The sequence below is a fragment of the Wolbachia endosymbiont (group A) of Ancistrocerus nigricornis genome (assembly GCF_947250785.1).
In the GTDB taxonomy this organism is placed as follows: Bacteria; Pseudomonadota; Alphaproteobacteria; order Rickettsiales; family Anaplasmataceae; genus Wolbachia; species Wolbachia pipientis.
The window spans coordinates 486,664-512,510 of the sequence record NZ_OX366348.1 but is presented as its reverse complement, the minus strand read 5'-3'; the positions used below and the strand labels follow the sequence as shown (position 1 = coordinate 512,510).

The window sequence follows — 25,847 nt, the reverse complement described above, 5'->3', positions numbered from 1 at the left end:
GAAGCTATTGTATTTGCTTTCGCCAATCTGCAGATTAAAAGGTAAGGATTACTTAATGTATCGGCGTCTTATGTTCAATTTTTTGCAGTATATAGATACTGTATGTCTTTACAAAACTTCATCTACATCTAGATTTTTATCTAAATAAGCTGAACGCGCTTATAAAGCGTTACAAGACATCAAAAAATGCCAATACTCGACAGAGATAGTAAAAGACTAGCTAACTCGGGGGTTCTTTGTCTTTTTTTCTGCTTAGTAAATTTCTTAAACATTTGCAGCGTAAGTTAGTTGCAATTAAAAGCAGCTGAATTTCGCTTGTCAAGCGTTTAAAACATAAAAAACGCCAATATTTTAAAGCGGATAATAACCACGGGGCTTCTTTTGCCTTTTTTTTCGTTTGGTAAATTTCTTAATATTTATAGCTAAACGACAATCGTCATCCCGCTGCTTGTTAGCGGGATCTAGAGATACCGCGAATGAATCGCGGTATGACGGTTCGTGGCGGTATGACGGTTCGCGGCGGCATGACAATAAGCTCGTCATCCCGCTACGTGTTAGTGGCTGAGATACTGCGGCGGTATGACGTAGGATTGCTGTCATCCCGCTACTTGTTAGCGCCGCGGCGGCATGACGTCTTAACTATAGAAAACTTGTATAGATTTTTTCTACTTCTGTGATATCATAAGCCTGTAATGATAAAATAAGTAAATATGGATAAGTCAGCGTATGAGATCATAGAACATGAGTATGACGTGGTAGTAGTAGGTGCAGGTGGAGCAGGGCTCAGAGCAACGCTTGGGATGGCTGCAACTAATTTTTCAGTTGCCTGCATTTCTAAAATTTTCCCTACACGAAGTCATACAGTTGCAGCACAAGGCGGAATTAGTGCAGCTTTAGGTAATATCGGTGAAGACGATTGGCGCTGGCATGCATATGACACAATAAAAGGTTCAGACTGGCTTGGTGATCAAGATGCAATAGAATATATGTGTAAAAACGCTGCTAAAGCTGTTATTGAACTTGAAAATTTTGGCGTACCTTTTTCTCGTACAGAAGATGGCAAAATATACCAGCGTTCCTTTGGTGGAATGACAACTCACTTTGGTAAAGGAAAATCAGCGCAGCGCACTTGTGCGGCAGCAGATAAGACTGGGCACGCAATCCTTCACACTCTATATCAGCAGTGTCTTAAATTCAACGCTGAATTTTTTGTTGAATACTTTGTGATTGATTTAATTATGGATAGCGAAACATGCTGCGGAGTTCTTGCTTGGTCGCTATGCGACGGCACATTACATAGATTTCGTGCGCATAGAGTGGTGTTAGCAACAGGTGGATATGGACGTGTTTATTTCTCTGCAACAAGTGCGCATACCTGCACAGGTGATGGTAATGGCATGGTAGTAAGAGCTGGATTACCACTTGAAGATATGGAATTTGTGCAATTTCATCCGACAGGAATATATGGCTCAGGGTGCTTGATGACAGAAGGATGCCGTGGCGAAGGGGGATACCTTGTTAACTCTCAGGGCGAGAAGTTTATGGAACGTTACGCACCAAAAGCAAAAGATTTAGCTTCCCGTGATGTGGTAAGTCGTGCAATAACAATTGAAATTAGAGAGGGAAGGGGAGTTGGACCTAAAAAAGATCACATGTATTTAACTATAGCGCATCTTGATCCGGAAGTAATAAAACTCAGATTGCCGGGCATTAGCGAAACCGCAAAGACCTTTGCAGGAGTTGATGTTACTAAAGATCCAATACCGGTCATTCCGACTGTTCACTATAACATGGGTGGCATTCCAACCAATTATCATGGAGAAGTGATCACGCTGAAGCAAGGTAAGGAAGAAGTGGTAGATGGAATATTTGCAATTGGAGAAGCTGCGTGCGTCTCTGTGCATGGTGCAAATCGACTTGGTTCTAACTCGCTTCTTGATCTTGTGGTTTTTGGCAGAGCTGCAGCGCTCAGAGCAAGAGAGAAACTAAAATCCGGTACACCACATAAAAAATTGCATTCAGACTGCACAGACTGGATAGTAGATAGATTCAATAAAATGCGATTTGCTTCCGGTGGGCTAAAAGTAGCAAAAATACGCAGTGAAATGCAGAACACTATGCAAAAGTACGCATCAGTGTTCCGTGTTGCTGAAGTTTTAGAAGAAGGCAAAAAAGCTATAAAAAAGGTAGCAAAAATGATGCCTGATATTTCACTTGAGGATCGCAGTATGATGTGGAATAGTGATTTAGTTGAAGCACTGGAGCTTGCTAACATGATCCCACAAGCGGTTATTACCATGGAATGCGCAGCTAATCGCGAGGAAAGCAGAGGTGCCCATGCTCGTGAAGACTTTCCTGAACGTGATGACAAAAACTGGATGAAGCACACTATAGCGTGGCTTGAAGAAAAGAAAGGGCAAATTAACGTAAAAATTGATTATAAAAAAGTGGCTGAAAAAACTCTGAGCGGTGAGATTGATTTCATAGCGCCAGAGAAGAGGGTTTACTAGTTACACTATCCCTACACAATTTTTCAACGAGTTCATTATTGATACATCGCTCATTTTGGTAGCTGGGTTTTCTGTATGCTCTGATTGATTTTGTTGTCTTTTTGCTGCTAGGTCTTCAGAATCATTTCCTAAATTCTGTTGATCATTGTCAATAGGGTTCTTCGAAGCTTGATTCTGCTCTGTTGTTGAATTAGAGCGGTTTTTGTCGTTAAATATGTCCTGTGCTTTGTTGGTTGATTTTTCAAAAAATTTCTTAATACCACTAAATCCTAAAGTTAAAGTAAGACATATAACTCCAGCAGTAGCTATGATAGGAATGGCTGCTCCAATTGCCATTTGACCCTGAAAGAAAGCAAATGTTACCATTGCAATAACAGTAATCGTTATCGTGATTGCTAACAGTTCGCGGGTCCTTTTTGCTGGATCTATGAATCCTGCTACAGCAGATACTCCTTTTTTTATACCAGAACCTGCTTCTTTAATGCCAGACTTGCATTTTTTTGAAGCAGTTTTACAGTGGTATTTTTCTTCAAGCTTCTCTTTTAGTTCTTTAGCTTTCTCCTGTGCTTTCTGTGGAGTCTCTGAATAATCTTTTAGATCTCGTAAAGTTAAATAGTACTTTTTAGTATGGAATTTTGGATCTTTCAGCTCCAGAGAACAGCGATCAGCGCCTATTTCTAGCAGCATTGTACAAAATTTTGTTGTATTGTCATAAGCAGTTGCTGTATCAAAAATTGTTCCTTGCAATAGGTGTTCGATACTTCTTTTTTCTGCTTTTTTCTTTAATGCCAATTCTAGGGGTGTGTTCCCTTCTCCATTAGGTGCATTCACAGCCTCTCTTAATTGATCTTCAGATATTTTTCTTTCTTTTACTAAACCTAATATTAATTTCAAGCATGTAACTTTTTGTTTTCCTTCGAATAAAGCAATATAGTGCAGAGCATTTTTTTCATCTTTATCTTGCACAGTAATATCTGCACCGTTTTGTAGAAATAACTCTAAGGTTTTATACCTGCCAGTATCCTTAAATTCTTTTTTTATTACATTCTTTATTTTATTTTTCAATGAAGGTTCTTTACTCTTTTCTTGTATGCGCTGGAGTACCTGATGGAGCGGTGTTTGCTCTTTCCCGTTAACAGCATTTATAGCCTTACTAAATTCATCCTTACCTAAAGTCAACTTCAAACATGCAACTTTTTGTTCTCCTTTGAATGAAGCAATATAGTGCAGAGCATTTTTTTCATCTTTATCTTGCACAGTAATATCTGCACCGTTTTGTAGTAATAGCTCTAGGGTTTTATATCTCTTAGTTTTCTCAAATTTCTTAAGTGATCGGTTCTCACTCTTCTCTTGTATGCACTGGAGTACCTGGTGGAGCGGTGTTTGCCCTTCTTTTTTATCATTTACAGCTTTTATAAATTGTTCTTTTTGGCTTGCTTCTAGCAATATATGGAGAAGTTTAAGTTTTTGTTTTGTTTCAGGTTTAACAATCAAGTGTAAAGCATTATTATCATCTGTGTCTTTAAGGCTAATATCTGCCCCTTTTTGCAATAGTTCTTTAAAAAGTTCTTTATCATTATTTTTAATTGCTAAATGTAATTGATAATTATCATTACTATCTGGAGTATTTATGGTACGTGGTATAATTTCTTTAATTTTTGCTTCTGTATTGATTTTTATTTCTGGCTTTAATTTAGAGTTCTTTCCTTGCTCTGCTAATTTTTCTAAGAAATTACGATAGTATGTCTTTTGCTCTTCTTTTAAGTCTTGTAATTTTTTTGTAGATAATCCTAAATTATCAGAGCTGGCCCCATGCTCTAACAATTTTGTAAGAAACTTAAGTGTGTTATCGTTATCTTGGATTGTATGAGACTCATGTTTTTCTTTTGTTATCTTGTTAATTAGTGCCACCTGAAGAGGAGTTTTTTCGTCCTGATTTTCACTATCAACAAGTTGTGCTAAATCTTCCTTGGTGACCGTTTTTATTAGGGTACCCAGAAACTTGCATTTCTGTTTCTTTTCCAACGACGCAATGAGGTGTAAAATATTTTTCCCTTCTTCAGCTTTTATGCTGCTAATATCCGTACAATCTTTTAGATATTTTCTAAATTTCCTGTTATTTCCATTTTTGATCGCTTTTAGTAGTAGAGCATTGTTATTTGTTATTTCGTTGCTTATTTCTACTTCATGATCATCTTCAACATCACTGCCGTAGCCACTCTCTGTTTCGCTGTCCCTACGGTTGTGGGTAAAACAATATCTGCTATTATAAGTAATTTCTGAAATTGCTTGTCCTATTTCCTCTTTTTTTATAGGGTCTAGTTCTTTCGATATTTTTCTATTCAATACCGGAAGAAAGCATTGGACATAATACTTATAATATTTTTCTTGTTCTCTAAGTGATTCTTCTAATTTAGTTAGTACTTCAGAGCTAGCACCTTCCTCAAATAACCTTTTACACTTCTTGAGGGTTCCATCTTGATCTCTTGGTTTTTCACGCTTGTGTTCTTCTTTTTTTACCTTTCTCTCTATAATGCCATATAATTGTTCGTCTTTTCTATCCTGCTCTTGCTTTTTATTTTTATCTATGCATTCACCTAATTTATCTGCATTAGTAGTTAGTGCAGTTATATCTATACCCATACTAAAACCTCAATATTAAAAGCTATTTAAGTTGTCAGCACTAAACTAACAACCAAGAAGTTTGACTTTTAAATTGAGCTAAACGTTGTATATGTATAGGTGGAAAGGCAGAAAACTAGTTTCTATTAGAAAATCTGTTGTCATAGTCAAATCCTCACTTGAACAGTTGCTACTATTTTAACCATTTAATCTTAAAAAATAATAAATATAGCTAAACTGTGAAATGTGCTATTGGCTAAAATAGGATAAGAAACTATAGCTGCAAATATCCAAATTGATTTTTTATAAATCTTCCAGGCTTGGTTTTTCTTCTGATTTTTTAAGTCTTTCTTTATTTAGTATGGAGCTTATCTCTTCTACACTTTTATCAATATCATCATTGATTATTACATAATCATATTTATCACGTTTGCTTATCTCTTTTTGAGCTTCGGCTAATCTGCGCTCTATTTCGCTTGCATCATCACTATTACGCTTTTGCAAACGCAACCTAAGCTCTTCCATTGAAGGGGGAAGTATAAAAACACTTACAACTTTTTTTCTCATGAGCTTGAATAAGTGAAATGCTCCTTGCCAGTCTATGCTGAGTAAAACGCTTATTCCATTGCTTAAGTTTTGCTCTATAAAATTTCTTGGTATACCATAAAAATTCTCAAAAACTTTGGCGTATTCAAGCATTTGGCCAGCTTTGCATAACTCGTGAAATTTTTCTTCGGTAACGAAAAAATAGTCTTTTCCATTTCTTTCGCCGGGGCGAGGCTTGCGTGTAGTCATAGAAACAGACCTAACTAAATTAGTTGATTGCTCAAGTAATTTTGCTGATATAGTAGTTTTTCCAGCTCCAGAAGGGGAGGATAGAACCAATAATACGCCCTCACTTTTTACGGTCATTTTTCTTTGCATTTTTTAACATGGTGCTTTTTGGATCAGAGTTTAAAAAGCTAGAACCTTCTAAATTAGAATTTGATAAGTTGGTGCCAATAAGAGAAGAGTTATCAAAGACAGTATAGCGCAAATCGGTCTTTTCAAAATTTGCCTTATTCAAATTAACGTTTACAAACTTTGCTCTACTCAATGTTGAATTAGAAAAATCGGCATTTTCTAAATTCATATTCTTAAATTCAAAGTAAGAATAATTTACATTAAATTTTTCACCCTGTGATATTTTCTCTTGCAAATCTTTAATCGAAGTTATAGCATTTTCTGAACCTGCAAGTTTTTTCTGTCCTTTATTGTCAATCAAAATTGAATTATCAAATTTGCAACCTGTTAAGTGAGCATCAACAACTGAACTTTTATATATGCTTGAAGAGAGAAAAGACATATCACTAATTGTTGAATTACTCAAATTGCTAAGAAAAAAGCTAGTTTTCCTAAAGGCATTAGCGTGAAGCAAAGAAGATCTGAAATCGCTTTCAATAAAATTTGAATTAGTTACTTTTAAATTGGACCAGCTCGAATTATCAGCTAATAAATTAAAGAATGTTGAATTTTCTATTTCACTGGAATCAATATTATGGCGAGAAAGTGTACTGTTATAAACTTGAGAGTCTTGGATTTTTATCTTATACATTGAAGTTGTAGAAAGTTCTGAATCTTCTATCTTCACATATGTGAATAGTGAATGGTCAAAAAATGAGCCATTCATGTTAGAATTTGCAACTTTAGTATTATGAAACTTTCCGTGACGAATGTCAGCATTAGAGACATTAACTTGATGCAGTTCACTAAAACTAAAATCAATATTGGATAAATCAGCATCATGAAGATTTGCTTCAGAAACATATGCATGTTTTATCTTGGAACCATTTAGTATAGATTGAACAAAACTTGAATTATCGTCATTCACATAGGAAATTTGTGTGTTGCTTAAATCAGTTTCGTCGAAGTTACTGTTAATTATGGTAGAAGAATTAAGGCAAGCATCGGAAAGATTGCTACCTGTAAAGTCTGATTCTTTTAACTCTGCACCATATATGTTAGCATTTTTTAATGAAGAAAATTGTATCTTTAATTTATATGCATCCACTCCAAAGAAACTTGCATTATCAAGGTTGTTTTTCTGCATAACAGTATCGTTTATTTCACTATCACTAAAATTTACGTGGCTAACATTCGAGTTTGATAAGTTGGAGAAATTCATTTTCACATTCGAGAAATTAGTATGCAAACCAATTACGTTGTGCATACTTACTTTTTTGAGATCGGAACTGATAAAATCAGCATAACTAACATTAGACTGATCAAATACGATATCTGTTAAGTTTGCAGAAACAAATTTTGTAAAACTCAAATTTGTACCTTTTATTTTAATGCCATGTAAATTAGCATTGGAAAAATTAGCACCACGTAAATCAACATCAATGAAAGACACATCGGATAAATCGGTGTTAGAAAAATCGGCACCAATCAGACTTACTCCATCAAAAACAGATTTACTTAGGTACAGTTGGTTAAAATTAGCTCCATTTAAGTTAGAACCAAAACCTTTCTTAAAATCTTCTGGCACGCCCTCTTTGTGGCACTGCACCAAAAATTCAGCAAAGTCTTTTTTACTGTAAGATACGTATTTTGCATCACGCAAAGCGTTTAAAAAATCACTAATCTGATTTTTTTCATCATTTGTTTCGTTTCCATAACATAAATGACCAACTAAAATTAATATCAAAAATCTAATCATCTTGCTTATCGCACTGTATTTCTTTCGTTTTCACAGCCCAATCGTACATTGCTGAGCTTTCTTTATTGTCTATTTTTCTATCCTCCAAAAGATGTGGCATCATTTCGGCAATCGCATTTATTATATTGATCTGCTTTTTTTCGATTGCTATATCAATTGGGGATTGAAAATTATTGTTAACTACTCTAAGATCAGCACCTTGTAATAAGAGAAAGCGCACTATGTCTACCTCACCTTGTTTAACTGAATAAATGAGAGGAGTATCACCCAATTTATTTCTAAACCTTAGTATCTCTTGAATTGTTAATCCAATTTTTTCTAGCTTACTTATTACTCCTCTTAAGCAAGTTAAGTTGTTCTTCTTAATGCAGTAAAAAAATTGCTTACTGTAATCATCAATAAACACAGTTGTAGGAAGATGCTCATTAAGGCTATCATATTGTCGTTTATATATTGACTTGCTTTGTATGTCTTTATGACCCCATTCTTTTATTGGTTCTCTGTTTAGCTTTGTCCATTTTTGTAAACTTTTCTTTTCACTTTGCTCTTCTTCATCTTTTTTAGTTATAGGTTTTACTCTATTGCGGTCCTTGGAATTACTGTTTGTTTCTTTCACTTTTTTTTCTTCAGACTGATTCTCTACTTTTTCTTTTTTTCCCTCTAATAATTGACTCGCATCACTTTTTGAAAGTTCATTATCTTTTATATCAATCTTCTGATCAGCTTGTAGATTTTTTTGCGGGTTAGCTGTATTCTCATTTAAATCAGCACTTAAAGGCAAAGGCTCTGGTTTCAAATCTTTATTCACTTCTTTATTGGCCACATTTGGTAAATTTTGAGCAAATTTGTCTGTGCTTCCTTCTAGCTGGTCATTTGGCAAATCTTTATCAATCCTTTCACCTTCACTTATAGTTTTTTCAACCACGAAAGCTTTGTTCTCGTTGTGTTGCAGTTTCTCTTTATCGGTAGTGCCGTCTAATCTTTTGCTCTCAGCCTCTTGTGTTTGTTTAGCATCGACGTTGCTTTTTAACTCATCTTTTTGATTTGTGCTATCTTGCTTCCTTACACCTACATTTTCGTTTTTATGAACTGATTCAATTTTCTTTTCTTCAAGCTGCTCTACGGCAAACAGGATGGGTGATCCGAATACGACAGCTAATAATATAAAATATAAAATATTCTTCATAAATATCCCAAGCATAAGCTTAATTAAAATGATACTATAATCAAATGATTAATCTACAGTAAAAAATGCCTTAGGATTTAATTTATAAAAAAACAATAGATTTTTTGTATCTGTTCAGGGGCATCGCAAATATTGAAGCAAAGTGGTCAGTGCTTACTGTACGAACATTGTGATTTGAGAGCAATCTCCGCTAGGGAGGATGTCATCCCAGTGCCCAGACACTGGGATCCAGAAAACTTAACTTTAAATAAGTGGCTGCATAATAAACTACACATTAAACCTAAAGTGCATTATATCGCCATCTTGCACGATATAATCTCTGCCTTCAAAGCGAATTTTTCCTGCGTCTTTGCAAGCTGATTCACTTCCATACTTTATGTAGTCTGCAAAGCTTATTGTCTCTGCTTTTATAAAGCCTTTCTCAAAATCAGTGTGGATTACACCTGCTGCTTTATCGGCTGTTGACCCTATTTTTACTGGCCATGCCCGTGCTTCTTTGGGGCCCACAGTAAAGAAAGTTATCATACTCAGCACTTCATACATAATACGCGCTACTCCATCAAGGCCTGATTCTTGTAAGCCAAATTCTGATAAAAAACTCTGTTTTTCCTCTTCACTATCAAGATTTGCAATATCTGCTTCGAGTTTTGCTGAAATGCAATAAAATTTGCTTTTATTTTCCTCCGCCATCCTCTCTACCTTTTTAGATAATTCATTGCCAGTTATAACATTTGTATCTTCAACATTGCAAACGTACATAACGGGCTTTGTTGTCAGCAATTGAAGCAACTTCATCTCATCTTCATTGATATTCTCCAAACTTCTTGCAGGTTTACCTAATTTTAAAGTAGCTAATACCTCTTGCATTAATTCAAGTTGTCTCTTTAGCTCTTTATCACCTTGCTTTGCTTTCTTTTCCAATTGAGGAAGCCTTTTTTCTATGCTATCAATATCAGCTAGGATTAATTCCATTTCTACCACTTCAGCATCTGATATTGGATCTATTTTACTGTGTATATGGCTGATATCGTCATCCGTAAAGCACCTGAGCAGATGAACGATGGCATCAACTTCTCTGATATGGCTTAAAAATTTATTGCCAAGCCCTTCGCCTTTGCTCGCACCCTTTACCAGACCTGCAATATCTACAACTTCTAATTGGTTGTAGATTACCTTCTCTGAGCCTGCAATTGCTGCGATTTGTTTCAAACGTTGATCTTTTATCGAAATCTTGCCTATATTTGGCTCGATTGTGCAAAAAGGATAATTTGCAGCTTCGGCTGCACTTGACTCTGTAAGCGCATTAAATAAGGTTGATTTTCCTATGTTTGGTAACCCAACTATACCGCAGTTAAAACTCATATTTGCTATGTAAAATTATAACTATTGCATAATTTAAAAATTTCTGCTATACTTAATTAGTCGCTTATTGACAATTTTGTTGGTATAGTAATATATAGCTTAAATTAAGGTAAAACTATGACTACAGCTAAGAAACGGAAACTACCAAGTGACTTTCATGATGTTGAGGTTGGAATAAAAAGGCCCAGGATCTCAGGGCAAGAAATAACTCTTTTAAATAGTAACCCTTACCCTGACAATTTCTATGTAGGACAAGCAATTGGTAATGGAAGCTGTTTTTTTGACTCGTTCAGGCAAAGTCTAGAACAACAGACAGGAGAGCAAGTTACTGCCGAAAAATTAAGAAATGATTGTAGGGAATTTGCGCAAAAGAATCCACCAAAGTGGTTTACAAATGCAATTGTCAATAGTCATGATAACAATGGCCAGCACCGTAGTGAAACTGTAGATGATTATACAGCAGACATTATGCGTAACAGTAGGTGGGGTGATCCTGACGTTGAAGGCAGAATACTTTGTGAAAAGTATAAGGTAAAGCTACATGTTATAGAGAACCAGACTGTTGATAACCAAGATCTGTCTTTGCATGAATTAATAGACAATTCAGGTTCAAAAAGTGCAGGTGAATACAATAAAGTTGATTATGATGATAGTAGTATTGTGCATATAATAAACAAAGGCGGATTGCATTTCGAACCATTGCTTGATAGAAATAAAAGTTTAGCAAAACAACTGCAAGAGGAAACCAAACTTAAACAAGAGCAAGAACAAGAAGATTTCCTATTAGCAAAAAAACTGCAGCTAGACGAGATCTTAGAATATTGTAACCTTTCAAAGGATATCTCTGAGAGAGCAGAGGTTGAAAAGGGATTTGATAAGTTATTGGCAGAAAATGCTGATGGAAAAATTGGTGATGTTGTAGAGCAGTGCGTTAGTGAGATAAAGCAGCGCATAGAGTGCTCTGAAGAGCAAAACCCTTCAAGTTTACCAAGATGTAGTATGGAGGAATCAAGAACAGAAAAAACATTTCATCAACAACAAATATCATAATTGGAAGTGTAAAATAAATCTTCATAGCCCTGTATATTTTTATATAGGGCTTTTGCAAGCATTTCATATAATATGAATTTGCAGTACGTACTAACCTAAATGCAAGTTGACCATGAGACTAGTTTAATTATTGATGCCATAGAGGAATTTGGTGGTGAGGCTAGGCTTGTCGGCGGGTGTGTGAGAGACTCAATTTTGCAGCGTGATGTCCACGACATCGATTTAGCTACTAATTTGCTTCCCAATCAAACGATTAAAGCGCTAAAACTCCGTAATATTAAAACTATTCCAACTGGCTTAAAACATGGAACTATCACTGCGGTTCTAAATCAAAGATCTTTTGAGATCACAACACTAAGGCATGATGTGAAATGTGATGGTAGGCATGCAAAAGTAGAATTTACCAATAATTGGCAAGCGGATGCTTCAAGGCGCGACTTTACATTTAATGCTCTGTATGCAGATAAGCATGGCCATATATATGACTACTTTGGTGGTATAGAGGACTTAAAAGCGCGAAGGTTAAACTTTATAGGCAACGCTGAAGATAGAATTAAAGAAGACTATCTACGTATTTTAAGAGCATTTCGTTTTCATGCAAAAATATGTGTCGGAGATTTGAGTGATGAAATACTAAACGTATGCAAAAAGCATTCGCATATGATTCAAAACCTCTCTGGAGAGAGAATAAGAGATGAAATACTTAAATTGCTGGAGTGCAATGATCCTTTTCCAACACTTAAGAGCATGCAAGAATCTGATGTTTTGCAAAAGATTATCCCAAAAGAAGTAAAATGCGAAATTCTGTCTTCGCCACTTCTTTTGGGCACTGATGCACTAGTAAAATTAGCGTTACTCCTTAGGACTACTAAAAAAAATGACAGGCTAAGTCTTGGAGAATATGTAAGCAAATTTTTACGTCTTTCAAACAAGCAAAAGAAAAAGCTGCTATTTTTACTATCCAACGATATCAAAACAGAACTCTCAGAAAAAGAGCAAAAAAAATACATATCTTTATTTGGTAGAGAATTATATTGTGATTTAGTGAAAATTTGTGGTGTTGAGTCTGGAGAAAATGTTGATGAATACATTTCATTTGCTAACACATTCAATATTCCAAAATTTCCTTTATCTGGCGATGATTTAATAAGTATAGGTCACCAGCCAGGAAAAAGTTTAGGTAGAAACTTGGAATTGCTAAAACAACATTGGGAAGATAGCTCCTACACTTTAACAAAAGAGGAGCTGGTGCTTTATGCTAAGAGCCTATTCTAACTGCTTTCTGACTGTTCAATGAATGTATGCTTGCAATATTAGGGGAACTCATAGAGGAATTAGGTATATGTTCTTTTTTAGCTTTTTCTGTTAATTGATATTCGTTTACTCCTCCTTGAGTTTGATTACACATTCCCTGATCTGGAGATAAAAATTTATCTCTTATGCTTAATGCCAGTTGTAACTCTTGAATCTTATTTGAAAAACATTTCATTTTAGCCTCTGTTAATTTTCCTGTAACAATTTCTTTAAGCAATTCTCCTGAGTCGTTATTATTATTATTCTTGCTATTAAAGCTGTGCAAGATAGAGTCTACAATCTTATTTACCCCTTCTTGTTTGTTAAATTCTAATTTTTTTACGCATTTTTTAACAGAAGGTGACAACTTGGCTTTTAACGTGTCATCTCGTAGTTCTTTACCCATATTTTTTCCAATGTTACAATGTTCGTTGACAACTTCTTTAACCTTAGCTTCTATGATCTCCCTTGCGGATTTTTTCAAATTACTTTCTAATAATTCAAGCAGCTTACTGCTTTCAAATTTGCCATCATCTTGATTTGATAGAGACTTTATAGTTTCATTAAGCACGTTATGGCAAGAGTATTTATTTTCAAATTCAGAAAAACTTTTTTTCAACTCTTTATTTTTATCAGATAAAAATTTATCGCAATTCTCATTCCCACGAAGCTTAGATAAACCCTTTGGAATTTTTGACTTCATAGAACCAGTAGTTGATTTTGCAGTAGATACTGTACTCACTGTATCTGCCTTTTTAGCCAATTGACCTTCTTTTGCTTCCTGTAGTTTCTTAGTGTCAGCTTTCAATTGACCTTCTAAATCAATCTCCAATTGTTGTTTAGATTCTTGAACACTTTGTAATTGCTTCCCCAAGTTCTCCATTTCACCCAATTGAGCAGTCAATGTATTCACACTTAATCGTAGAGCTTTGTTTTCATGACCTAAGTCACTGACTTTATTTTCTAATTCAGTATTTTTGTCTTTAGCCTGACACAATTTATCAGTCTGTGATTTAAGTAAAGCCACTAATTTGCTAGCTTGCCATTGTTGATTCAATTCAATTAATTTATCCTCCTTGTCCTTTAACCTACTCTTAAGTTCTATTATTTGTGCTTTCAGACTTTCATTATCTTTCCTAGTAGCTTCAATTTCTTCTCCTTGCTCTCTTATTATCATGTATTGATCAAATATAGTTTTCTGTTGTTCATCAACTTTATCCTGCATTGCTTTTTTATCTTGTTTGTATTTGGTTAGTTCCTCTTCTCGTTCGCCTGCATCTTCTGTAAGTCCCTTATAACTCTTTTCAAGTCCTTCAATTTCAGATCGTAATTCTCTATTTTCTTCTTTTAAGGAAGCATTTTGTAAACGTTCAAGTTCTAATTCCTGATTTATGCCCTCCAGCTGTTCTTCTAATGCTTCATCATCTTCCTCTGTTATCAATGCTACTCCATCAGTCTGAACCCCTCCATCTTTGTTTATCACTACACTTTGGCTCTCTTTCTCTACAACTTCAGGTTTTAAGTCAACTTGAACACTTCCATCTATTGTCTTAAAAGCATCAGTTTGAACTTCATTGTTTGCAGTAGTTTTATCGTAGTACAAAATATTTTCTGCCCATCTATTCCATCTCTTGGGCAATATTCGTCCAATCGTTTTTAGATATAACCAAGCAAATACAGTAGACCAGCTGTATTTTTTTTCCTTTCGCTTAATGTTAATTTCATAATTAACCTTATTATTAATATTTAGCATAAAATTACCTTATTTTTTAACTTTAATTTACAGAAAATTTTAATAGCAATAAAGTTATATATATTAGTATAAATGTTAAAAAAATACTAACACAGGTGTCAAATTATGGTAAAGTCTTTGCCCGCCTAATACACTTTAAGCAGAAATGTACATGTCTGCAAGTACAGCATTTGCTTTTTCTATCGCTCTTGCTAACACTTCCTGTTCATTGTTCTGATTTTTCACATTGATTACCTGAGCAGCCAAGTTTGCAGGAAAAGTGACCAAACTGACTTCCCATAATTCCACTTGTTTTAACACTCTAGCTCCACTTTTATGATCAACATCATACTCTATAGGTATATAGCCGATGGAAAGTCCGTTAATTGCCCCAGTTTTGAGCATCAAATACACTTCTTCTGCTTTCTGAATACCCAAAAGTAAATGTGCGGTTATATACAGGCCAACATCATTTTCATAAATATCTATGATACTACCTATAGGTTCGTCAGGATTATGCTGCCAAAGGAGTTTTATTTTATTTCTGTTTAAATTTTCCTTAAATGCTCCGGGCAATATCAGATCATTTTGTTTATCAACTATGTTAAAAACGCTCGCATAACCAGAAAATACACCGTTTTCTCCTATACTTTTTATTGACAATGGTGAATAGAGAAATTTCTTATTCATAAAGCCTCCTGTAGTATTGGGAATTTTGTTTCGCAATGCACTGCGATATAATTCTATTATATGCAGTGCTCTAAAAGGGGGAAGCACTTTTCTTAGTTACTAAAAACGCTAAATTGTAATATGGTACAATGTTACAACGATGTCATGAAAGTAGCTGAAACTGGTTCCTTTATGACGGCAGTACCTTCTCCTGTCATCCGAGTAGCCTCCTTTTTTTGTCATCCCAGTGCTTGACACTGGGATGGCTTTGTTGCATCGCTACTTATGAAAGGCTAACTATAGTTAGGATTATAAGCAACCTATTGAAAATCTTGTTTTTTTGCAATCAATCTGATCAAATTTAAGAATAGTAATTTGTTATTTATATTAATAAATTTAATTCTATTGAAAATAGCTAAAGCATTGAAATTCTTGAATTTTAGCCGGATTGGTAAATGGTAGTGAAATTTCTTTTACTCAAATTTAGGTATTCATTGACCGTTCTTGTTATAAATACCAGAATAATAAGCTACTGATATTCCCTATCTTTTTTATCTTTAATCCATCATAGCTAGCGATGCAACAAAGCCCACTGGGATCCAGAAGACTTAATTTCAACCAAGTGGCTGCATAATAAAGGCTGGATTCCAGTGTCAAGCACTGGAATGACATCACAGGGGCATTGACCTCTCTTGGGCTCTTTTAGCTATAAACATTAAGAAATTTACCAAATAAAAAAAAAGGCAAAAGAAGCCCTGGGGTTATTATCTGCTTTAAAATATTGGCGTTTTTTATGTTTTAAACGTTTGACAAGCAAGATTTAGCTGCTTTTAATTGCAACTAACCTACGCTGCAAATGTTTAAGAAATTTACCAAGCAGAAAAAAAGACAAAGAATCCCCGAGTTAGCTAGTCTTTTACTATCTCTGTCAAGTATTGGCATTTTTTGATGTCTTGTAACGCTTTATAAGCGCGTTCAGCTTATTTAGATAAAAATCTAGATGTAGATGAAGTTTTGTAAAGACATACAGTATCTATATACTGCAAAAAATTAAACATAAGACGCCGATACATTAAGTAATCCTTACCTTTTAATCTGCAGATTGGCGAAAGCAAATACAATAGCTTCAGTTTCATGATAAGGGGGCTGGCGGAGTTTGTCAAGCAAGTTTTTAGCCCTGTCTCCTTGCTATAATGTTCATATCGATAGAAAAGCAAAAGAATAGAATGAAATATCAAGTGATATCCTCTATAATTAAATTTTTTGAATGAAGAGATGACGGTTCGCGTAGGAATTAATGGTCTGGGTAGAATAGGCAGAAGTGTATTGCGTGCTATTTATGAAATAGAAAAGTATAGTGAGCAAATAGAAGTTGTAGCTATCAATGGATCGCTCGGTGCTGAGCAGCATGCACATTTGATTAAATATGATTCTGTTCATGGCAAATTCAGTGGTGATATTGATTTTAATGAGTCTCAAAATTGGATTTCTATAAATGGCAAAAAGTTTTCTTTATATAGAGAACGGAATCCTGAAAATATTCCTTGGAATGTTGATGTAATACTTGAATGTACTGGTGCATTCAATAAACGTGAAGAAGCAATAAGGCACAATGCAGAGAAAGTAATTGTCTCTGCTCCAGTTCCGGATGCTGATGTCACTATAGTTTATGGTGTGAATGACGATATGCTCGAAAAAGAGCATAAAGTGATATCAGCAGGTTCTTGCACTACAAATTGCCTTGCTCCGATTGTGAAAGTCCTACACTCCAGTTTAGGTATAAAAAGCGGTTTTATGACTACTATACATGCCTACACGAATGATCAAAATGTTCTTGATGGTAATCATAAAGATTTGCGTAGAGCAAGGGCTTGCGGATTATCTATGGTGCCAACTACAACCGGGGCAGCAAAAACAATTGGTTCTATAATTCCTGAATTAAAGGGCAAGCTAGATGGCACTGCCGTCAGAGTTCCGGTTAGCAATGTTTCTATGGTTGATTTTACATTTACGACTGATAAGAAAGCGACCGTTAAAGAAATCAATGAAATGTTTAAGGATGCAGCTCTCTCGTCTACGTCATTCCAGCGCGTGACGCTGGAATCTAATCCAGTGTCAGCTACTCGGATGACATCAGAGGGTACTAGGATGACAGAGGGTTATCCAATGTCAAATGTACTTTCTATATGCGAGGAACCTTTAGTCTCAATAGATTTTGTGCATAACCCTTATAGTGCAATTGTGGATTTAACTGGTACATATGTTACAGGTGATATATGCAGGGTTGCAGCGTGGTATGACAATGAGTGGGCTTTTTCGCTGAGAATGTTAGACATAGCATTATTGAGCTATAGTAAAGTATGAACTGGAACTCAAACAAATACGCCTCATTTTATGAGCACTTTGCGGAACTCAGAAAAAGAGTTATCTTTTGCTTTCTATTTTTTTGCGTTGCTTTTGGTTTTTGTTACTACTTTAAGGAAAATATATACCGTTTTTTACTTGCACCTTTAATAGAAGCAACAAAAGGTAGCAAAGGTTTTTCTTTGATTTACACAGACTTAACAGAGGCATTTTTTGTATATCTTAGGGTTGCTGTAATGAGTGCACTTTTGCTCTCTTTTCCTGTGTTTGCATGGCAATTCTATATGTTCTTAGCACCTGGGTTATATAAAAGTGAAAGGGCAGTGTTGTTGCCATACTTAATTGCAACACCGGTTTTATTTGTAACGGGAGCTACTGTAGTCTATTACTATATATTTCCTTTAGCCTGGAAGTTTTTTATCAACTTCGAACACAGTGGTAAATCCTTCGATATACCGATAGAGTTTATGCCATCAGTTAGCGAATATTTAGACCTCGTTCTCCAATTTATGTTTGCTTTTGGCACTGCATTTCAAATTCCAGTAATACTCACATTAATGGTGAGAGTAGGGTTACTCACTACACAAAGTTTGTCAAATAAACGCAGAATCGCGATAGTGGTAATTTTTATTATCGCTGCAATCTTAACTCCACCTGATGTATTAAGCCAAGTAGGGCTTGCAATACCTATGCTGATTCTATATGAATTGTCCATTCTGATATGTAGGTATATTGAAAAAAAGAAGACAAAGATTTAAACAAAGAAATCCCTCTTATCTCCTTTATATCACATTTTTAACTTACAACATTCTTATTCAGGACTTAAATATGGAAATGTTTCATAAATTGATTGTAATACTTTGTTAAGTTCAGCCTTACTTTTGATGATCAATAATACTGTATCATCACCTGCTATAGTTCCTATAATTCCTATGTTTTTGCTATTATTTAATGAATAAATAACATACTTCTGATCTAGAAAGTAAGCTAGGCTGCTAGCTTGTCCTGGTTGAGTGTGTAGTACTATTAAACCAAAATCCGAAATTTGCATATTAAGTATTAATGGTAATCGATATTGGTTGATGTCAATTACTTTATACATACCAGCAACTTTGGCAATTTTAAGTTTTTTTAATTTTCTTGATAAAGTAGCCTGAGGAATGTTGTGCCCTCTTTCTTTAAGCAAGGTCTGTAAATCGCTCTGCTCTAAAATTTCGTGATTTTGAATAATATTTAAAATATGTTCACCTAGTGTGTTGTCATGCATTATGCATTTTCCTCATATTGAATATGTAATAAGTATATTTGAAATTATATTCATTATTTCTTGACTATTCAATTTTTAATGTCTATATTCATAAGATGAATAAAATATGAATATAAATTAGTAATATGAAAAAATATATTTTAAATGCTATTATAGTGATAAGTATTCTATTAACAGGATGCAAGGAAAATAAACACGATAATATCATTAGATTTGCAATTTCTGCAGATTATCCACCTTTTGAATATTATGAAAATGGTAAATTTACTGGCTTTGACATTGAGCTTGCTCAATTAGTAGCAAAAGAGTTAGGTAAAGAAGCGATATTTAAAGATATGCAGTTTAGTGCTATACTTGCAGCATTGCAAAGTAATTCTGTAGATGCTGCTATATCTACTATTGGTAGCACAGAAGAGCGTGAAAAAAATTTTGATTTTTCAAATAGTTATTATACAGGGGAATTTGGTATTCTATATCACAAAAATAAACCCATAGCCGGTATAAACAACTTAACTCACAAGAAGATAGCCGTTCAACTAGGAACTGTCATGGAAATTTGGCTAAAAGAGCATGTTCCTACAACAGCTCAAATTATTGCTATAGACAATAATAATCAAGCTGTAGAAACATTAAAGTCTGGTTATGTTGATGGCGTCCTAATTGATGAATTCCAAGGTAAAGTATTTAGCAAAAAAAATCCTGGTCTATCATGGTCAGCCACTGCCAAGTTAGATGGTGGTTATGTTATTGCTGTGAATAAAGGATCTGCTTTAAAGGATAAAATAAACGAGGCATTAAAAAGTTTAGAAAGTAAAGGTGTAATACAAAAAATAGCAGAAAAATGGCTAGGAGATAACTGATGCAGGAATTAATTTCTAATTTCTTGTTTGTTGGAACAGGCCTTGCCTTTACTTTAAAATTATTGATTGGAGGACTGCTTTTAGGTGTGAGTCTAGGGGGATTATTGTCAGTACTCAGATATAATAAGATCTGTATTCCATTAATTAATGGAATTATATCTGTAATACGTGGCACCCCCCTTATATTACAGTTAAGTGTTGTTTATTTTATGACCCCAACCATTGCAGGAATTAAATTAAACATATTTAGTGCTGGCATTATAGCATTTGGTCTAAATAGCTGTGCTTATATTGCTGAGATTTTACGAGCTGGTATTGAAACTATATCAAAAAACCAGTTTGAAGCAGCTAAAACTTTACAAATACCTAGTTTCTATATGTGGAGAGATATTATATTACCACAAGTTATTAAAAATATTCTTCCTGCAATGATAAATGAGATCATTGCACTCCTTAAAGAAACGGCATTAATCTCTACTATTGGTGGTGTTGATATTATGCGCTCTGCGCAAATTCTTGCAGCAGAACAATTTACTTATTTTATACCACTTTGTCTTGCTGGGGCTTATCATTACGCTCTTGTATTACTAATTGAATATATAGGCAAAAAGATTGAACAGAAAGGTATATATGATAAAAATGCATAATGTTTGTAAATTATTTAATAATATTCCAGTACTTAATAATATTAACCTGATTATAGAGCAATCTATAGTTGGTCTTGCTGGTCCTTCTGGTAGTGGTAAATCAACATTGTTACGTTGTATACAAAAACTCGAAGTTTTAGATTCTGGTAGCATTGAATGCAATGATAGTACTGGTTTTGTATTTCAGGATTTTCAACTTTTCTCACATATGACTGTCTGGGAAAATCTTACATATGCTCCCAAACTTAAAAACAAAACTCAGGATCAAAGTGATTCACTACTTGAGTCTTTGGGTATTGCCTCTAAAAAAAATGATTACCCTAGTAATCTATCCGGTGGGCAAAAACAGCGGGTTGCGCTTGCCAGAAGCTTAATGATGAATCCAAGGATTCTATTATGCGATGAGCCAACGTCTGGTTTAGATGTAGCAACAATAGTCGACGTTGTGGAACTATTACAATCAGTTAGAGATATGGGTATTACTATGATTATCGCTTCTCACAATTTGGATTTTTTAACAAAAATATCAGATCGGATTATTCTGTTAAAAAACGGAAAAATAATTGTAGATATCAATCCTAAAGAAATTGATGAACCAACAAACTATTTAAAAAATAATTATTAAAAGAGAATCACTCATATCATACTGAGAGCTATAACAGATTTTAGCATCGAAAATTACATAATATACATTATGGAAAACAAAATTACATAATGTAAGAAGCAATGCTAAAAATAAAATCACATAATATAGCAAACTATAGCTAACCCAAGAAAGGTTTTCCTACGTCATACCGCCGCGATATCTCAGCATAGATTCCGCTAACAAGTAGCGGAATGACGAATTTTTGTTTTTCAAACTGTCGGTAAATCTAAGTCAGTTTAGCTATATGTGTCAAGCACTGGGATGACACCCTCCTGATGGGCCAAAATCACAATGTTCGTACAGTTATGGAATGAATCGCGGTATGACGTGTTGCTTTGATCAGCTATAAAGATGATGCTGCGGAAGTTTTTAGTACTTGCTCGCAACTTTCAACAATTTAATAGCACTGGTGTTTACAACCTCTCCGCCGACACGCTTAGTGACAAAAAACCTCACATAAGGTTTATTCGTATAAGGGTCTCTTAATATTCTCATTCCTCTGTTATCTACAATCTTATAAGCTTGTTTGAAATCTGCCATCGCAATTACTGGTAGCTGATTGTTTGGCGCTGGTGGCATATCGGCAGATTGATATACTGGTATTCCCATTAAAGTATCTGGAGCTTCAAGCGACAGACTTGGCTGCCAGAGATACTGACCTGTTTGAGATTTTAGCAGCCTGATATCCTTCAACGTACTCCTGTTCATCAAAAATGACGCATTTTTGGAATAATATTCGTCCAGAGAGTAATACAACATCATTATTGAATCACTATCTAATTTTTCAGTTTTAACTTGCTCTATTTTATTATAACTGTTTCCATTTTCATAAGCTAAAATTCCTTTTGGTTGAAAAGTGCCCTCACCCTTAATGAAGGCTTCGCTTTCTTCCTTACTAAAAGTCTCGGCAATCTTTTCCACCAGCCAACTCTCAACATCGACAAACGCATCATCGAGTAACTTTTGTGATATTTGTGGTTGAGCATATAACTCGTAAGTTGTGACGGAAATCTTTTGGATTTTGGGCGTGTCCGTATCTTTTGCAAAATCATACTTAGACTTATTGCCACCGTCCTCATCATCTACTGTTTCACTGCTCCAACCTGCACCGGCGCGGTCAAAATCTTCTATAATGTAATCCAATGTTTCAGTAGAGATTCTTTGACTGGAGCATATTTGTCGCATTGGGGACGAATCAGTTACGCGCTTGTTTATGCGTTTTACAATATGCGGAGTAACTAGATACCCCCCGATATCACTGTCATCTCCACTGAGGGTTTTGTGTGATAAACCGCTTTCCATTCCCTTGCGGATATAATCAGAAAAATATTTATCGCTTGTGCTAAAATCTGTATTTACTTCTGGGCGTTGAGCTGCAGTTTCGATCAAGTCTAAACGCTCTTTGCAACTATCAATGGCATTATTTACCTTGCATAGCTGCTCAATTGTTGCAGAATCAGCACGCCCTTTGCTTTCAATTTCTTTTAGTTTGCGATCATTTATTAATTTAAATTGCTCCCATGATGAAGCGAGTTCATTGATACGGTGAGCGATATCGGTAAGTGACATAATAGCCTCCTTTGAAAATGAAATAAAAATGGAAATAAGGTAATAGGAATGGCATCCATAGATGTTTCCCACAGTTGTACGAATATTGCAATATGGTACATAGTAAACGATGTCATTCCAGTGCTTGACACTGGGATCCAGCTTCTATGCAACTTAATTAAAAACGTTTGTTTTAGCGTAAGACAACTACCTTTAGCTCATCAGCTCAGTTATAAGCAAAATTTCTGGATTCCAGTGTCAAGCACTGGAATGACATCATCTGTTGTGCAATTTACCTTTAAAAATGAATATCCGTACAGTTATGTGCTTGGCACTGAAATGGCATCATTTTTTATCTGTTGAAAATGTAAACCGAAAAATAGCGTGGCACTTTGTGCCACGCTTAGTACTGTAAGCTTAATCCAGTAATTAAATTAAGCGAGGTAAAATAAAAGATAATGACACTATATAATGTTCGTTCTTTTATGTCAAGCACTTTTTTGAATTTTTTTGGTGATAATTTTTATCCAGTTATTTTATTATTGTAGTATAATTTCAATGCCAGATACTATCATTATGATCACTATCTAAATTTAAATCGTAATTATCATCAAATTTATATATCCCCTCCATCTCTTCTCTATGCAATTCATGTGAATCACCTAAAGCTTTTTGATTAGAAACGTCAACACAATACTGTAACAGTGCTCTTAATGCTCCAGCACTATCTTTATCTAAATTAAAATTGCTAAAATCAAATTTCTGCATATTCTCCACATGTCCTTCTCTACATAACCTACATATCTTAGCAAAAGCCCTTTCACTTTCTCGACTCCAAGCATTAAGAAAGTAAGGATCTACTACTTTGCTAAATTGTTTCTCTATCTCTTCAAGAGAGCTCTCTGGATTAAGTTCTAATATTACTTTGAAAATCCCACTGCCATGGAATCTATAAAATTTACTAGATAAGCTATCTTTTACAAAATTAACTGCATCATCTATTGTAACACCAGAGCGAGATTCAAATATCATCTCAAATGCTCCATAACAACTATCAATACCAAAATTAATTATTTTTTCCATAAAATCAATTACCTCTTCTAAGGAAATTTGTGGCTTATTCCTCAAGATAACTTCTAAACTCTTGACAAAATTATGCCCATGCTGACCCATAGCATGGGTTTTCCCATTTATTGTATAATGATATAGCTTCTTATTTTCTATTATATGCTTATTGCACTGGTAGATATGTAGCTTATTCAATTTGCCAGAATATTCCTCTATTTCCTTATCTGGTAATTTTGAGCGGAATTCCTTGATTACTTCGCGTATTATTCTATTGATATTACTCATGCTTATTCCTAATTAATATGTTAGTATTTTTATAAATTAAGTTATTATATTAAAATTCTTTCATGGATTTCAATATTAGCTCCGCACTACTTGTAGTTTTTGTAATGGGTCTGCCAATGACGATATAATCAGCTCCTGAATTTATTGCTTCTTTTGGTGTTGCTGTTCTTTTTTGGTCGTCATGACCTGGATCTATACGAATTCCTGGAGTAATAATTTTAAAGTCTTCACCGCATTCTCGGCGCACTTCCTGAGCTTCCAATGCAGAACAGACTATTCCATAGAGTCCAATCTTTTTTGCAAGCTTTGCAAGCAAAATTACCTGTGATTTTACTTCTCTTGCTACTCCAAGCTCGTTTAAATCCTCATTGCTCATACTAGTTAGCACTGTCACCCCAATCAGCTTTATTTTTGTGCCTTGCACTACACTTAGCGCTTCTTCAAGCATTTTTGTTCCACCGCTGATGTGCAGAGTTAACATTTCAATGTTCAGAACTTTTATTACTTCAACTGTTTTGGCTACAGTGTTTGGAATGTCATGCAATTTCAGATCTAAAAAAATTGGTACATTGCATTTTGCAACTTCTTGCACTCCAGAAAGACCTTGAGCAGCAAAAAATTCTAATCCCAGCTTTACCATGCCAACTTTACCACGCAGAGCATTAGCTAGAGAAATAGCCTTATTTAAGTCTTGTGTATCCAGTGCGCATATTATTGGGTTCATTATCTTGCATGATTTATCTTATAATAAGACTCATTGTTGTGTTTTGCAAATACTTTCACTCTGATTGAACTGACTGCGTTCATAAGATTCTGTCAATAGTGAATTTGGCAACTTGGTCGGGGTGGATGAGCGACTGACAAATAATGATTCATATCCAAGATCTTCCAGCGAAGAAGAAGGCGTTTCGTCTGGCAAAAGCCGTGCAATTTCTCCTTGTAACGCAGACTTTAATATTTGAATCGTATCTAATATTGCTTTTCCATCATTATTTCTTATTGGTTCTTCTATATTGTCTGTTACGCATCTTATCAACAGTTGCGCAAAATTCACTTGTTTTTCTTTCTCTTTCAAAAAATCTTCTATTTGACTGTCTCGTTCTAAAAGTGAATTTCTTAAACTTTTTACTTCATTATTACAATCTTTTCTTATCCCATCTAACTCAAAAGATTGATTTTTAATTAAACCATTTGCTTCATCTAACTCTTCAAATTTCTCTTTTAATTCTTTAGATAAATTTTTCTTTTCTTTGTTGACCTCTTTAATTTTACATTGTAGCTTATCTAAGTTTGCATGCAGCCTTTCTTGTTCTTCACGTAATTCCTCTACTTCTTTAGAAAGTTTATTTTTTTCCTTATTCAATGCCTCTACTTTTTCACTAAGTTCATGTTTTTTCTCACGTAGTGCCTTTTGTACTTCACGTAACGTTTCTATTCTATCATTTAACCCCTTATTCTCTAGCTCTAAATGTTTATTATCATCCACTTCCATCTTCAGCTTTGCAATAAATCTACTTCTTTCTTCCAACTGTTTCTTTAAACATGAGATTTCAAGTTTTAATTTCTCTTCCTGCTCATTAAGCTTACCTATTTCCTTTCTTGTTTTGTCCAATTCATTGTCTATTTCAAACGTACGATTCTTTGCTGTTTCTAATTTTTTCTCTAAAGATTTTTTTTCTTCAAGAAGAGATTCTCTCTCAACTTCTGACTCATTTACTTTCTGATCCAATCTTTTCCTAGAGTTATTTTATTTTCTAACTCTTGCTCTTTCTGAGCGAATTTATTTCTCTCAACCTCTATTTTTTTATTATTACTAATTATTTTATACGAAAGTGCAAGCACCAAAATAGATAATGTAGCTAAAGCAAGAATTAGAGGAAGAGGCACATTAGAAGTTACAATAAGCGCTAAAGATGTAAGTAACGTAAGAGTAGCTAAGGAACTAGCTATAAAATAAAATGTGTTAGCCTCACTAAGCAAATTGCTCATTACTCCCCTCCTCCCCCCACGTTCAGCAGTCTTGTATATATTTATTAA

General features: G+C 34.6%; 23 protein-coding genes and 1 pseudogene. 10 read left to right on the top strand and 14 right to left on the bottom strand.

The window, feature by feature from the left end; genetic code table 11:
- The first annotated feature begins 710 nt into the window (after nt 1-710).
- Nucleotides 711-2,510: a succinate dehydrogenase flavoprotein subunit gene (gene sdhA / locus OOK90_RS02575; RefSeq protein WP_264706107.1), complete on the top strand. Its 1,800-nt coding sequence runs from the start codon at nt 711-713 to the stop codon at nt 2,508-2,510.
- On the opposite strand, the gene OOK90_RS02570 is transcribed toward sdhA, so the two are convergent.
- From OOK90_RS02570 to ychF, 6 genes are all read right to left on the bottom strand, one after another.
- Nucleotides 2,511-5,153 (bottom strand): ankyrin repeat domain-containing protein, encoded by a 2,643-nt coding sequence (locus tag OOK90_RS02570; protein ID WP_264706106.1) that lies wholly within the window; start codon nt 5,151-5,153, stop codon nt 2,511-2,513. It abuts the gene before it with no gap.
- Nucleotides 5,154-5,435: 282 nt separating this feature from the next.
- Nucleotides 5,436-6,044, bottom strand: coding sequence for a guanylate kinase (gmk, locus tag OOK90_RS02565; protein ID WP_209473330.1), 609 nt, complete (start codon nt 6,042-6,044; stop codon nt 5,436-5,438).
- A complete protein-coding gene (locus OOK90_RS02560; RefSeq protein ID WP_264706105.1) occupies nt 6,028-7,833 on the bottom strand; it encodes a pentapeptide repeat-containing protein in 1,806 nt (601 codons plus the stop codon). Before OOK90_RS02560 ends, gmk begins: the two co-directional genes overlap by 17 nt.
- Nucleotides 7,826-9,019: an ankyrin repeat domain-containing protein gene (locus OOK90_RS02555; protein ID WP_070356816.1), complete on the bottom strand. Its 1,194-nt coding sequence runs from the start codon at nt 9,017-9,019 to the stop codon at nt 7,826-7,828. The genes OOK90_RS02560 and OOK90_RS02555 overlap by 8 nt, the downstream gene beginning before the upstream one ends.
- Before the next feature lie 146 nt (nt 9,020-9,165).
- Nucleotides 9,166-9,294, bottom strand: a complete 129-nt coding sequence (locus tag OOK90_RS06630) for a hypothetical protein (RefSeq protein ID WP_410529689.1) — start codon at nt 9,292-9,294, stop codon at nt 9,166-9,168.
- Nucleotides 9,287-10,381, bottom strand: coding sequence for a redox-regulated ATPase YchF (ychF, locus tag OOK90_RS02550; protein WP_010962597.1), 1,095 nt, complete (start codon nt 10,379-10,381; stop codon nt 9,287-9,289). The genes OOK90_RS06630 and ychF overlap by 8 nt, the downstream gene beginning before the upstream one ends.
- A 117-nt stretch (nt 10,382-10,498) precedes the next feature.
- Between ychF and OOK90_RS02545 the strand changes: the two genes are divergently transcribed.
- Both OOK90_RS02545 and OOK90_RS02540 read left to right on the top strand, forming a co-directional pair.
- Nucleotides 10,499-11,431 (top strand): OTU domain-containing protein, encoded by a 933-nt coding sequence (locus OOK90_RS02545; protein ID WP_264706103.1) that lies wholly within the window; start codon nt 10,499-10,501, stop codon nt 11,429-11,431.
- 99 nt (nt 11,432-11,530) lie between these two features.
- Nucleotides 11,531-12,706, top strand: coding sequence for a CCA tRNA nucleotidyltransferase (locus OOK90_RS02540; protein ID WP_213862916.1), 1,176 nt, complete (start codon nt 11,531-11,533; stop codon nt 12,704-12,706).
- On the opposite strand, the gene OOK90_RS02535 is transcribed toward OOK90_RS02540, so the two are convergent.
- A complete protein-coding gene (locus OOK90_RS02535) occupies nt 12,690-14,477 on the bottom strand; it encodes a coiled-coil domain-containing protein (RefSeq protein WP_264706099.1) in 1,788 nt (595 codons plus the stop codon). The two genes, OOK90_RS02540 and OOK90_RS02535, sit on opposite strands and share 17 nt — an antisense overlap.
- Nucleotides 14,478-14,612: 135 nt before the next feature.
- Nucleotides 14,613-15,146, bottom strand: coding sequence for an HK97 family phage prohead protease (locus OOK90_RS02530; protein WP_006280514.1), 534 nt, complete (start codon nt 15,144-15,146; stop codon nt 14,613-14,615).
- A 569-nt stretch (nt 15,147-15,715) separates the two neighbouring features.
- Between OOK90_RS02530 and OOK90_RS06700 the strand changes: the two are divergent.
- The 3 genes and pseudogenes from OOK90_RS06700 to tatC all read left to right on the top strand — a co-directional run.
- Nucleotides 15,716-15,796 (top strand): annotated as a pseudogene (locus OOK90_RS06700) (WPE palindromic element domain-containing protein); the annotation flags it as partial.
- A 604-nt stretch (nt 15,797-16,400) separates the two neighbouring features.
- Complete coding sequence (locus tag OOK90_RS02520) at nt 16,401-17,489, top strand: type I glyceraldehyde-3-phosphate dehydrogenase (protein ID WP_209472945.1); 1,089 nt, start codon at nt 16,401-16,403, stop codon at nt 17,487-17,489.
- Complete coding sequence (gene tatC, locus OOK90_RS02515; protein ID WP_182320250.1) at nt 17,486-18,247, top strand: twin-arginine translocase subunit TatC; 762 nt, start codon at nt 17,486-17,488, stop codon at nt 18,245-18,247. The genes OOK90_RS02520 and tatC overlap by 4 nt, the downstream gene beginning before the upstream one ends.
- A 53-nt stretch (nt 18,248-18,300) precedes the next feature.
- Here tatC and OOK90_RS02510 read toward each other — a convergent pair whose 3' ends face one another.
- Nucleotides 18,301-18,756, bottom strand: coding sequence for an arginine repressor (locus tag OOK90_RS02510; RefSeq protein ID WP_010081874.1), 456 nt, complete (start codon nt 18,754-18,756; stop codon nt 18,301-18,303).
- A 125-nt stretch (nt 18,757-18,881) separates the two neighbouring features.
- Between OOK90_RS02510 and OOK90_RS02505 the strand changes: the two genes are divergently transcribed.
- From OOK90_RS02505 to OOK90_RS02495, 3 genes are read left to right on the top strand one after another with little or no spacing between them, the layout of a single operon-like run.
- A complete protein-coding gene (locus OOK90_RS02505; protein WP_264706098.1) occupies nt 18,882-19,616 on the top strand; it encodes an ABC transporter substrate-binding protein in 735 nt (244 codons plus the stop codon).
- Entirely contained in the window at nt 19,616-20,263 is a 648-nt protein-coding gene (locus OOK90_RS02500; RefSeq protein WP_264706097.1) for an amino acid ABC transporter permease, read from the top strand. Before OOK90_RS02505 ends, OOK90_RS02500 begins: the two co-directional genes overlap by 1 nt.
- Nucleotides 20,247-20,888: an amino acid ABC transporter ATP-binding protein gene (locus OOK90_RS02495; protein ID WP_209472947.1), complete on the top strand. Its 642-nt coding sequence runs from the start codon at nt 20,247-20,249 to the stop codon at nt 20,886-20,888. The genes OOK90_RS02500 and OOK90_RS02495 overlap by 17 nt, the downstream gene beginning before the upstream one ends.
- 390 nt (nt 20,889-21,278) lie before the next feature.
- On the opposite strand, the gene OOK90_RS02490 is transcribed toward OOK90_RS02495, so the two are convergent.
- A complete protein-coding gene (locus OOK90_RS02490) occupies nt 21,279-22,478 on the bottom strand; it encodes a phage major capsid protein (protein ID WP_065094900.1) in 1,200 nt (399 codons plus the stop codon).
- 48 nt (nt 22,479-22,526) lie between these two features.
- On the opposite strand from OOK90_RS02490, the gene OOK90_RS02485 reads away from it, so the two are divergent.
- Nucleotides 22,527-22,820 carry a hypothetical protein gene (locus tag OOK90_RS02485; RefSeq protein WP_010962608.1) on the top strand — a complete coding sequence of 98 codons (294 nt, stop codon included), beginning with the start codon at nt 22,527-22,529 and terminating at the stop codon, nt 22,818-22,820.
- 192 nt (nt 22,821-23,012) lie between these two features.
- Here OOK90_RS02485 and OOK90_RS02480 read toward each other — a convergent pair whose 3' ends face one another.
- The 4 genes from OOK90_RS02480 to OOK90_RS02465 are packed head-to-tail and all read right to left on the bottom strand — an operon-like array spanning nt 23,013 to nt 25,799.
- A complete protein-coding gene (locus tag OOK90_RS02480) occupies nt 23,013-23,810 on the bottom strand; it encodes a hypothetical protein (RefSeq protein ID WP_264706096.1) in 798 nt (265 codons plus the stop codon).
- A gap of 49 nt (nt 23,811-23,859) precedes the next feature.
- A complete protein-coding gene (pyrF, locus tag OOK90_RS02475) occupies nt 23,860-24,534 on the bottom strand; it encodes an orotidine-5'-phosphate decarboxylase (protein WP_209472951.1) in 675 nt (224 codons plus the stop codon).
- 30 nt (nt 24,535-24,564) lie between these two features.
- Nucleotides 24,565-25,539 (bottom strand): coiled-coil domain-containing protein, encoded by a 975-nt coding sequence (locus OOK90_RS02470; protein WP_264706095.1) that lies wholly within the window; start codon nt 25,537-25,539, stop codon nt 24,565-24,567.
- On the bottom strand, nt 25,524-25,799 hold the full coding sequence (locus tag OOK90_RS02465; protein WP_264706093.1) for a hypothetical protein: 276 nt from the start codon (nt 25,797-25,799) through the stop codon (nt 25,524-25,526). Before OOK90_RS02465 ends, OOK90_RS02470 begins: the two co-directional genes overlap by 16 nt.
- Nucleotides 25,800-25,847: the final 48 nt, after the last annotated feature.